This is a genomic window from Nonomuraea sp. NPDC050404, from assembly GCF_040655495.1.
Classification (GTDB): domain Bacteria; phylum Actinomycetota; class Actinomycetes; order Streptosporangiales; family Streptosporangiaceae; genus Nonomuraea.
Genome location: NZ_JBFAKB010000111.1, coordinates 1 through 1052, shown reverse-complemented (window position 1 = coordinate 1052; position 1052 = coordinate 1). Strand labels below are relative to the sequence as shown.

1 protein-coding gene is annotated in these 1052 nt (G+C 65.3%); it reads left to right on the top strand.

What is annotated here, in order from left to right; all coding sequences use genetic code 11:
• Positions 1-804 precede the first annotated feature (804 nt).
• A partial coding sequence (locus AB0I81_RS64115) for a prepilin-type N-terminal cleavage/methylation domain-containing protein (RefSeq protein ID WP_360680751.1) occupies positions 805-1052 on the top strand: 248 nt, incomplete at its 3' end.

The window sequence follows — 1052 nt, the reverse complement described above, 5'->3', positions numbered from 1 at the left end:
CATTTTCGTTTCCGGCCGCCGCGCGCCCGCCAATACGCGGCTGAACCAACCAAACCCATCAGCGATCGTCTCGCTGCACGCCCGCGGCGAACGCTCCCGCAGCGGCTTCGGCTCGCCCTCGTCCGCCCCCTCCGGCGCAAACGCAGCGACTGGCCTGACCTGCTTTGCAGGCACCCCGGGTTCGGCCCGCTCGGCGGAGCCCGCACCGGCATCCCATCGCTGCACTGAGAGACGGCGCCCGTGCCGTTTCCCTCGTACGGATACGGCGGCACAGCCCCGCAGCCAGTCGATGCCCCGGGCCCAGCCTCATACCTGGACCGCTTCCGGCAACCGCAAGCAATCGTCCTCGCCAGCCGCCCCGGCCCTGCGCCGATGCGCCGGCCGCGTGTACTGATATGCAATCCAGGCGCCGCCCGGCGAGCTCCGGCGGTAGCTCTCCGGCGGCAAGCCTCGCTCCGTTCACCCCCCAAGCAGTAGTCGATCCAGGCCGGAGCCTGCATTGCGGAAGAGCGGCAAGTCCGATTTCGATCTACATCACACTTTCTGAAGCGCCTCATGCAACCTGACGCATTTGGTCACCAGCGCCTCCGCTTTACTGACCCAAAGCGTCACTCCACCCGCCCCATCCCCACGCTGATGCGTGACTGCCCTAGCAGTTTCGGAGCTTGTGCCGTCTGGCACATGGCTTGGCACGGGTTATGCGTAGCTCTTACGTGCACGAACAGTCCGCCAGGCACCTTCGATGGATCGAAAGCCGACGCGTTCTGGCACGTGGAAGCAACCAACACTCCTAGGGGATACACCATGAAGAAGCAGCAAGGCTTTACCCTGATCGAACTGATGATCGTCATCGCGATCCTCGGCATCCTGATCGCCATCGCTCTGCCGGCCTACCAGGACTACACCGTCCGCACCAAGAACGCCGAGTGCCTGAATGCCTCCGCCGCCGCCAAGCTGGCCGTGACGGTGCGTGACCAGCCCGTCCTTGACCGCCGTCTGGATCCAGGTGAAGATCCGCCGCTACTCCTGCGAGTCCAGCCGCAACTTGCCCT